The sequence below is a fragment of the Mycobacterium sp. UM_Kg1 genome (assembly GCF_000972925.1).
Classification (GTDB): Bacteria; Actinomycetota; Actinomycetes; order Mycobacteriales; family Mycobacteriaceae; genus Mycobacterium; species Mycobacterium hiberniae.
Genome location: NZ_JRMK01000130.1, coordinates 1 through 10404 on the forward strand (window position 1 = coordinate 1; position 10404 = coordinate 10404).

A 10404-nucleotide genomic window follows, 5' to 3' on the forward strand; every position below is an offset into this window, starting at 1 on the left:
GCCGGTGCTGCCTCGACCAGTGCGGGTGTCTCGGGTGGCAATGGTGGTGCTGGTGGTGCCGGTGGTAACGGTGGCCAGGGTGGTCTGAACGTCGGTGGCGGTCGGGCCACTGACGGTGTTGGTGGTGCTGGTGGCGACGGCGGTAAGGGTGGTGCCGGCTACAGCGGTAAGACCGGTGCTGACGCGGTGGTGGCCGGCGGCGACGGTGGTGCCGGTGAGTCGGGCACCAATGGTGGTGCTGGTGGCGCTGGTGGTGCCGGGGGCACGGGTTCGACGGCGGGCCTGCAGGGCCTTGGTGGTGTTGGTGGCGCCGGTGGCTCCGGTGGTGCCGGTGGCAAGGGTCTTGCGGGTGCGGCCGGGGATGCCGGTCATGTCGATGGCCGCGACGGCGGCAACGGTGGTGCGGGTGGCAACGCCGGTGCCGGTGGTGCCGGTGGCGTGGGCCGGACCGGTACGGCAGCCAGCGGAACCAATGGTGTGGCCGGTGTCGGTGGCGCCGGTGGCGCCGGTGGTGCGGGCTTTGCCGGTGCTGCCTCGACCAGTGCGGGTCAATCCGGCGGAAACGGTGGTGCTGGCGGTGCTGGTGGTAACGGCGGCCAGGGTGGCCTGAAGGCCGACGGTGTGACCCGTGTCGCCGACGGCGACGGTGGCAGCGGTGGTGCCGGTGGCAAGGGTGGTGCCGGCTTTGATGCGGTGGCCGAGAATGCCGGCCCGGGTGTGTCGGGTACGGATGGTGGCCGAGGTGGCGATGGTGGTGCCGGTGGTAGCGGTGCCGTAGCGGGCCAGCATGGCGTCGGTGGTGTCGGTGGTGCCGGTGGTTCGGGCACGGATGGCGCTGATGGTGCCGCCGGTACCGCCGGTACCGCCGTGGACCGCACCGGGGGCAATGGTGGCAATGGTGGCGATGGAGGTAACGCCGGTGCCGGTGGTGCCGGCGGCAGTTCGGGCGCCACGCAGGCGGCCTCCGGTTCGGACGGGCATGCCGGTAAGGGTGGCTCCGGCGGTGCGGGTGGCGCCGGGTATGACGCGGCCGGAGACCCGAGCTTGGCGGCGGGCACTGCCGGTGGCAATGGTGGCGCGGGCGGTAACGCCGGCCGTGGCGGCCTAGAGGTCGGTGGCGGGCGTGCCACCGACGGCACTGCCGGTGTCGGCGGTAATGGTGGCTCCGGTAAGGACGGCGCCGATGGTGCTGACTCGCACACAGCGGGTGTGGCTGGTGGCGCCGGTCAGGCCGGTGGCGCCGGTGGTAACGGCGGCCTGGGTGGCGAGGAAGCCGATGGCACGCGTGCCGCCGACGGTGCCGGTGGTGCCGGTGGTAACGGTGGCGCCGGCGGTAAGGGCTATACCGGTCAGACGGGCGAGAACGCGACGGTCGCCGGTGCGACCGGTGGTGCCGGTGAATCGGGCACCGATGGTGGTGCCGGTGGTGCCGGTGGCGTCGGCGGCACGGGCTCCACGGCGGGTCTGGACGGGCTCGGCGGTAACGGCGGCGACGGTGGCGACGGCGGTCAGGGTGGCGCGGGCGCCCAGGGCGCCGATGGCGACGCCTCACACGTGGATGGCTACGCCGGTGGCGCTGGCGGTGCCGGTGGCGACGCTGGCGGTGCCGGTGTCGGTGGCTTCGGCCGTGGCGGCCAGGCCGACGGCGGTCAGGACGGCACCGCGGGTGCCGGTGGCAAGGGCGGCAACGGCGGTGCGGGGCACGCCGGGGCGAGTTCGACGACGGCCGGCGTCGACGGCGAGGCCGGCGGCACGGGCGGCAACGGTGGTAACGGCGGCCAGGGTGGTCTGAACACGAACGGTTCGCATGCCCCGCAGGGTGATGGTGGTGATGGTGGTGCCGGCGGCAAGGGCGGCGCTGGCTACACCGGCCAGGCGGGCGTCTACCCCGGGGGCAATGGCGAGAGCGGAAGCAACGGCGGAGCTGGCGGCGCTGGCGGCGTGGGTGGCACCGGCTTCGTCGGCGGTACTGGTGGTGCGGGCGGCAACGCTGGTTCCGGCGGCAACGGTGGCGCGGGTGCCACCGGCGCCGACGGCACATTCGACGACAACGGAACCGGCGAAGGCGGTGCGGGTGGCACCGGCGGTAACGGTGGTAACGGTGGCACCGGTGGCAACGGCGGCGTCGGCGGCACGTCCACCGGTGGCGGTGCCAACGGCGCGACAGGCGTGGGCGGCGATGCCGGCAACGGCGGCGACGCAGGCACGGCCGGTGACGGCGGTAAGGGTGCCGACGGCACCGTGGACCACATCGACGGCGGCAACGGTGGCCAGGGCGGCGAGGTCGGTGCGGCCGGCGGCGCCGGTACCGCAGGAACCGGCTCCACGGGCGGCAAGGCCGGCAACTCCGGAGCCGAGATCACCGGCCCGGCCGGTAACGGTGGCGCCGGCGGTGCCGGACACGCCGGTGTCAACCCCGGTGACCGCGGTGGTGACGGTGGTGCCGGCGGTACAGGTGGCAGCCTCGGCGACGGCGGTGCGGGCGGTGCTGGCGGCGCGGGTGCCGGCGGTGGCACCGCACTGGTGGCCGGCTCTGGCGGTAATGGCGGTGCGGGCGGTAACGCCGGTGCGGCCGGCTCCGGCGGTCAGGGTGGTCAGGGCGGTCAGGGCGGTCAGGGCGACGGCATCGTCTATGACAACTTCGGGAACGCGTTCGCCCAGGGCGGCGGCACCGGTGGCACCGGTGGCACCGGCGGCTTGGGCTCCGCCACCGGCGCGGCCGGCGGCGGTGGCGACGGTGGCGCGGGTGGCAAGGGTGCGGCCATCATCGACGGCGCAGGAGCCAGTGGAAGCGTCACCGCCGGCCTCGGTGGTGACGGTGGTGCCGGGGCCCTCGATACCGCGACCGAAGCCGGCCACGGCGGTGGTGGCGGTGGTGGTGGCGGCGGTGCACTGATCCAGGCCGCCCCGGGCGGCACGGCCAGTGGAGGCGCCACCGGCGGTAACGGCAGTGCGGGTGACGACGGAACTACCACGGCGGCCGGTAGCAACGGCGGTCAGGGCGGCGGCGCCTCGATCACCGCTGACGGCACCAGCAGTGCCAGCGGCGTCGCGACCGGCGGCGCTGCCGGTGTCAGCTCTGCCGGTGGTGTCGGTGGTTCTGGTGGTGCGGCGGTTATTGCGGCCGCCGAGGGTGCGGCGATCACGGGCACCACGGTCACTGGTGGTGCCGGTGGTGCCGGCACTAACCAGGGCACGGGTGGTGCTGGTGGTGTGGGTGCTGCGTCGGCGGTTGGTGCGGGTAGCGCGATTACGGGTTCGGCGACTGGTGCTGCTGGTGGCACCGGTGATGGTGCGGGCAGCGTCGGTGGTGATGGTGGTGCCGGGTTCCTGGTGGTTGACCATGCCGGTGGTGTGATCGGCGGCGGTAACTCTGCGGTGGCCACCGGTGGTGTCGGTGGTGATGCCACCAATGGTGGTCACGCGGGCAAGGGTGGCTTCGGTGAGTTGGAGGCCGGTCACTACGCCAATGACGGTGGCACGGGTGGTTTGTCGTATGGGTCGGCGACCGGCGGTGCCGGTGGTGATGCTGCAGGTGGCGGTAGCACCGGCGGCGACGGTGGCAATGGTGTGATCCAAAGCGGCCGGCAGGACTTCGGCTCCACTGGTGGTGGTACCTCGCACGGCACCGCTCAGGGTGGTGCCGGTGGTGAGGCCACCGGTGGTGGCACCGGTGGTGACGGTGCTCGGGGCAGCATCTTGTCCGGCGGTGTCGGGGCGGAGTCTTCGGGTAGCGCGACTGGTGGTGCCGGTGGTGCGGGCCTCGACGGGGGTACCGGTGGTAACGCCGCTAATGGTCAGGTGAATGCGCTGGGTGCTGGTTCCACGGCCAATGGCACGTCGCAGGGTGGCAGTGGCGGTTCGGGCACTGGCGCTGGTGCTGTTGGTGGTGATGGTGGGCTGGGTTACGTCACGGCACTGGCGGGCAGCAGCACGACCGGTTCGGGCAGCACGGGTGGTTCCGGTGGTAACGCCGGTGCTGGTGAGCACGCTGCTAACGGTGGTGAGTCCAATGTGATGGCCACCAATGGTGGAGTTGTCACGAACAGCCACGGCACTGCGGGCGCCGGCAGTGACAGCGCCACCGGCGGTTCCGCGAGCATCACGGCCGACGGCGCCAACAGCACCGTCTCCAGCAGCTCGGCCACCGGCGGCAAGGCGGGGGCCGGGGACCCCAACGGCGGTGTCGGCGGTGTCGGCGGCGGTGCAACGGTTGAGGCCAACTCGGGTGGCAGCGTTGACAATGCCATTGCCACCGGTGGTGCCGGCGGCGCCGGCAGCACCGGGGGCACTGGTGGTGCCGGCGGGAGCGGTTACGTTGCCGCCTGGGCGGCCGGTGCCACGGCCAAGGGCATCGCCACCGGCGGGGCCGGCGGTGCCGGTACCGACGGTGGTGTCGGTGGTGCGGGCGCTCAAGGCGGGGTGTTCGCCCAGCGGGTCGACAGCACCGCGGACGGCACTGCGGTCGGTGGTGCCGGCGGCAGCGCCGACGGCGCGGGCAGCGTCGGTGGTGCGGGCGCCGGCGGCTGGATCCAGACCGGCTACTCGGCTCAGCCGTTACTCGGCGAAGGAAGCAGCGCCACCGGCTCGGCCTTCGGTGGCGCCGGTGGCGCGGCGACCGGCGGCGGTGTAGGAGGCGTCGGCGGCATGTCCACCGTGCTCGCCTTCGGGAACGAATCCGAGGCTTCGGGTGTCACCTACGGTGGCGCCGGTGGTGCGGGTATCGACGGCGGTAAGGGCGGCGCCGGGGCGCTCGGTCAGGTGGTCGCCCAGGGCAGCTACACGGACGCCAGTGGCACCGCGAACGGTGGTGCCGGCGGTACCGGCACCGGTGCGGGCAACACCGGTGGCGACGGCGGCCGCGGGATAGTCAGTGTGGGGACGTCGACCGGCGGTGGCATCAACAGCTCCGTCGAGGGCACCGGCAACGGCGGCAACGGCGGCAACGGGGCGGGCGGTGTGAACGGCGGCGCCGGCGCGCAGGGCATCGTCGCGGCCAACGGCGCCAACAACACCATCAGGGACAGCATCGCTGTCGGCGGCAACGGTGCCACCGGTGCCGACGGCGGCCTGGGCGAGGTCAGAGGCAACGGCACCGGAAGCAGCGTCGACGGGGCCAGCGCCACCGGCGGTGACGGCGGTGCCGGCGGTGCCGGAAGCAAGGCCTCGATCACCGCCTCCAGCGGCGGAACCATCGTCGACAGCACCGCGGTTGCCGGGGAGGGCTCGGAGACCGCAGTCGGCGGTGCGGCCACAATCACTGCGACCGGTGCCAACAGCAAAGTCATCGACTCGTCGGTGACCGGCGGTGACGCTGGGGCCGGCGACAGCAGCGGCGGCGTCGGAGGCAGCGGCGGCGCGGCCAGTATCGAGTCCAGCGGCGGCGCGAAAGTCAGCGATGCCACAGTCATCGGTGGTGACGGTGGCGCCGGCAGCGTCGGCGGTATTGGCGGTGCCGGCGGCACCGCGAGCGTGACGGCTTTGACCGGGGCCAACGTGCACGACACCACCGCCCAGGGCGGTGCCGGTGGCACGGGTAGTAACGGTGGCCAGGGCGGCACCGGCGGTTGGGGGCGGGTCCACGGCAGCGGCTCGACTGCCGAGGTCAGCGGCACAGCTACTGGTGGTGACGGTGGCGCCGGATCCGATGGTGGCCGGGGCGGCAACGGTGCCACCGGCTACGTCGGCGCCACCACTTCCGGCGGCATCGGCGCCAGTGCTCAAGGATCCGGTACTGGCGGCAACGGCGGTGACGCCATTGGCACCGCAAGCAAGGGCGGCAGCGGTGCGGGTGGCAGCGTGCAATCCGGGTACGACGGCACCGGAGGTCACGCCTCCGGTGCGGCGACCGGCGGCAACGGCGGCAACGCCAGCACCGGCGGCACCGGCGGCGCGGGTGGTCAAGCGGTCGTGATGACCGGCGGGCTGGCCGGCGTCAGCACCGGTGCCGCGTTGGCCGAAGCCAACGGCACCGCCGTCGGCGGTAATGGCGGCAACGCGAGTAACGGCGGCGAGGGCGGCGCTGGCTACACCGGCCAGGTCGCAGCGCTCAACGCGGGTGCCCAAGCCAGCGGCTACGGACAGGGTGGCGACGGCGGCGCTGGGGATGGCGCCAAGGGCGGCATGGGTGGCCAGGGCTTCATCCAGGCCCTCGGTGTGAACAGCACTGCCGATGGCACCGCCATTGGTGGTCAGGCCGGCGCTGGCGTCAACGGCGTCAACGGCGCTAGCGGTTCGGAAGCCAACATCAGGGCCTATGACGAGGGAAGCAGCGTCACCGGCAGTCGCGCCCAGGCCGGCGACAGCATGAACAACCGGCAGGGCGGCGGCGCGGTGGTCGTCGGCCGGAACGGGGCGATTATCACCGACAGCGACGCGTTCGGCGGCAATGCCAGCGCCGCCGCCAATGGCGGTAAAGCGGAGCTCCAAGCAGACGGCGCGAACAGCACCGTCGAGGCGAGTTCGGCCACGGGTGGAAACGCTGGTGGCGCCGCGGGTGGAAGTGCCGTCCTGAATGCCACCACCGGAGGCCAGATCATCGACGGCCATGCGGCCGGTGGGAACGGCGGCAGCAACGGCGACAGCAGTGACGGTACCGGCGGGATTGCCGGCGCCGGTGCCGCCGCCACAATCTCGGCGAGCAACGGTGGCACCGCTTCAGGTTCGGCGCAGGCCGGTAACGGCGGCGACGGCGGTGCCGGTAACAACGGCTTGGCCGGCGGTAATGGCGGCGCCGGGGGAACGGCCACCATCACGGCCAACGGCGGTATGGCCGGTGGCGCAGCCGTCGGCGGTCGCGGCGGAGACGGAGGCGTGGGCGGCACCGACAGGGCTGGCGGGACCGGCGGTAAGGGCGGTGCTGCGACAGTCACGGCATCGGACACCAGCAGCGCCACCGGCACGGCCATCGGCGGTGCCGGCGCGACGGGCGCCCTGCTGGGGACCACATCCGGAAACGGCGGCGCCGCGACGATCTCTGCCGATGGTGCGAGCAGCGTTCAGGGCGGCACCGCGACCGGTGGAGTCGGCGGTGTCGGCGGTACTGCCAGTACGGGCGCGAACGGCGGTGCCGGCGCAACCGGTGGCGCGGCGTCCATTGAGGCGCACAACGGGGGCGTGGTGACCAACACCGTTGTGGCTGGCCAGGACACCACGTCGGCTACCGGTGGTGCCGGTGGTAACGGCGGTGACGGCTTCACGACCAGAGTCGGTGGGGCTGGCGGCCTCGGTGGCAACGCCACCGTCGTCGCCAACGGTGGCACGGCCGGTGGTGCGGCTACTGGTGGCGCCGGCGGTGCAGGAGGTGACGCCACTGCGTCCGTGGCCGGTAAGGCGGGCGGTGCGGGTGGTTCGGCGACGGTCAGCGGAACTAACGGCGGATCGGCTCACGGCAGCGGCGCGGGCGCGGTCGGCGGCGCCGGCGGCAACGCCGGCGTGGGCACCGGTGGCGCCGGCGGCAAGGGGTCGGTGTCGGCCGACGGTATTGGCAGCGCCGCCAATGGTGCCGCGTCCGGTGGTGACGGCGGCAGCGGTGCCCTGGGCAACGGCGGTGCCGGCCAGGACGGCAGTCTCACCGCCACCGGCGGCGGGGTGATCACCAACAGCAGTGCCACCGCGGGTGACTCCCGTGGCGCTGTCGCTGGTGGCACGGCTTCGATCACGGCTGCCGGCGCGAACAGCAGCGTGACCGACAGTCATGCCACGGGTGGGAATGCCGGCAGTGGCAGCAACGCAGGTACCGGTGGCAGCGGCACGATAGCGGCTACCAACGGCGGTGCTGTGGCCGGCGCATCTGCTGGTGGTGGCGAAGGCGGCAACAGCCTCAACGGCGGCCAGGGCGGTAAAGCGGGCAACGGCATCGTGACGGCCGACGGTGCTGGCAGTAAGGCCAGCGGTCCGGCTACCGGTGGTAACGGCGGTGACGGCGACGGCGTCGGCAGCAAGGGTGGCAATGGAGCTGACGGCACCATCGAAGCCCTGAATGGCGGCACGGCGGCTGGCATCGTGACCAACTCGATCGCCGGGCAGCAGGCCGGCGCCACCGGTGGCAATGGTGGCAATGCTGAGTCCGGTGGCACCGGCGGCAACGGCGGCTGGGCCGAGATCAGTGCGGATGCCCCCAGCGCCAAGCACACCGGCAGCGCCACCGGCGGTAACGGAGGGGAGGGCCTGAACGGCGGTAAGGGCGGCGCCGGCAACTTCGGGTGGCTGTTCTCGTACAACGCAGCACAAGGCACCACGATCACTAATGGTGTTGCGGTCGGTGGTGACGGAGGGACCGGCAACGCCGGGATCGGCGGCAACGGCGGCTACGGGGCTCATCAGCTGTGGACCTCAGGTTATGGCGCCGCTAAGACCGAGAACGGTGTCGCGATCGGAGGCAGGGGCGGTGACGGTATCGATGGCGGCACCGGCGGCAGCGGCCGCGAGGGCTTGATCAATGCCCAATCGGCCGTCACAAGTGGCAAGGCTGTCGGTGGTAACGGCGGCAACGGTTACGACGGTGGCAAGGGCGGCGATGCCAGTTACGGTGGCCTCGGGTCGATGAACGGCAGTAACACCAACGCTGATGCCACCGGCGGCAACGGTGGTGACGGTTTCGACGGTGGCAAGGGTGGTGCCGGCGGCACCGCTTACGTCAACAGCAATGGCAGCCACAGGGGCACCATCACCAGCGGCACCGTCCAAGGCGGCAATGGGGGTGACGGTATCGGTGCCGGCGGCCAGGGTGGCAGCGGTGGCCGAGCGAACCTCGAAGGCATGTACGCGGGCAACCCGCCGGATGACCTCGACGATTACACCGGCACCGTCAGTGGCACTGTCACCGCCGGTAACGGTGGTAACGGTGGTGACGCCGACGGCAGCGGAGGTACCGGTGGTAACGGTGGTGCCGCCCAGTTCAACGGCGGCCCCCGTGCCCACGTCGAGGGCACCGCGACCGCTGGCAACGGTGGCAACGCGATCAACGGCGGTACCGGCGGCAATGGCGGCAACGTCCTCGTTGAAGGTTTCACCAGCGACTCACTACCGGTGGGTACCCGCACTGAAATCAGCGGTGCTGAAGCTAACGGCGGCGACGGCGGTGCCGGCGATGGCACCACCGGTGCCAATGGCAGTAGCGCCACGGTGAGCGCTACCGGCGGCGGCAAGGTCATCGACAGCACCGCGACCGCGGGTGACTCCCGTGGCGCCGTCGCTGGTGGTGCGGCGAGCATCACCGCGACGGGCGCCGGCAGCACCGTCACCACCGGCTCCGCTATAGGCGGGAACGCTGGCGTCGGCTCTGATGGCGGTACTGGTGGCGTCGGCGGAAATGCCGAGATCACCGCCACCTATGGCGGCGCTGTGAAGTCCAGCACCGCCACCGGCGGCACCGGAGGGCAGGGCATCGACGGCGGCACGGGCGGAACTGGCGGCGCGGGCGGGATCGCTGCGGCTGGTGCGGACACCTCGGTCACCGACGGCGTCGCCACCGGTGGTAATGGCGGCATCGGCCGTGATCAGGGCGTTGGCGGCAACGGGGGTTACGCTGCTGTCACTGGCGGCATTGACCAGAACTCCGGCAACCTCCCGAATAACACCGTGGACGGTGCCGTCTCGACCGGCGGTGCCGGCGGTGAGGGCACTGGTCTGGGCAGCACCGGCGGTAACGGCGGTTACGGCGTGATCCAAGGCGGAAACGGCAAGGGGATCACCAACGGCGCCGCCACCGGCGGCGCGGGAGGCGTGGGCACCGATGGCGGCGGCGGCGGTAAGGGCGGTGACGCCCAGCTCATTTCGCTGAGCCAGGGCAAGGTCGATAACGGGACCGCAATCGGCGGCGTGGGCGGTCTGGGTACTGCTGGTGCTACCGGCGGCAACGGCGGCTTGGCTCAGGTCGTCTCCTGGAACAGCGGGACGGCGACCGGCAAGGGAATTGGCGGTGCAGGCGGCGCTGGCCTGGGCGGTGACGGCGGTAACGGCGGTATCGGCTCTGTGCAAGGAACCTCGGGCGCCGGACCGAATAACAGCGTCGACGGGACCGCCACCGGCGGCAACGGCGGTGACGGCGGTGTGAACGGCACCGACGGTGCTGTTGGCGGCAACGGCGGTAACGGTGGCCGGGGCAATGTCCAGGCGATTACCGTTGCGGGGAACCAGGTCGCGGCAGATGGCACTGGCGGCCACGGTGGCAATGGTGGTGCCGGCGGCGACGGTCTCGGTGCCGACGGCGGTGACGGCGGTGACGGCGGTATCGGCAACGCCACTGGCACCACAGACGGTGTCGGTGGTGCTGGCGGCCAGGGCGGTGCCGGCGGCGTGGGTGTTGGTGGCGGCATCGGTGGTGCCGGTGGTGCCGGTGGCGATGGTGCTGAGGGCAACGCCAGCACCGGCAACAGCATCGGTGCTGTCTCTTATACACAT

2 protein-coding genes and 1 pseudogene are annotated in these 10404 nt (G+C 72.3%); 1 reads left to right on the forward strand and 2 read right to left on the reverse strand.

Translation table 11 applies throughout. The annotated features are described in order from the left end of the window. Together LI92_RS23815 and LI92_RS24395 are read right to left on the reverse strand one after the other, a co-directional pair. Positions 1-981 (reverse strand): annotated as a pseudogene (locus LI92_RS23815) (hypothetical protein); the annotation flags it as partial. Positions 982-1548: 567 nt separating this feature from the next. Beyond that, positions 1549-3423: a hypothetical protein gene (locus LI92_RS24395; protein ID WP_286135163.1), complete on the reverse strand. Its 1875-nt coding sequence runs from the start codon at positions 3421-3423 to the stop codon at positions 1549-1551. Between LI92_RS24395 and LI92_RS23825 the strand changes: the two genes are divergently transcribed. Continuing rightward, positions 3334-10404: hypothetical protein (locus LI92_RS23825; RefSeq protein WP_192830078.1), on the forward strand; the 7071-nt coding region annotated here is incomplete at its 3' end. The genes LI92_RS24395 and LI92_RS23825 overlap by 90 nt on opposite strands.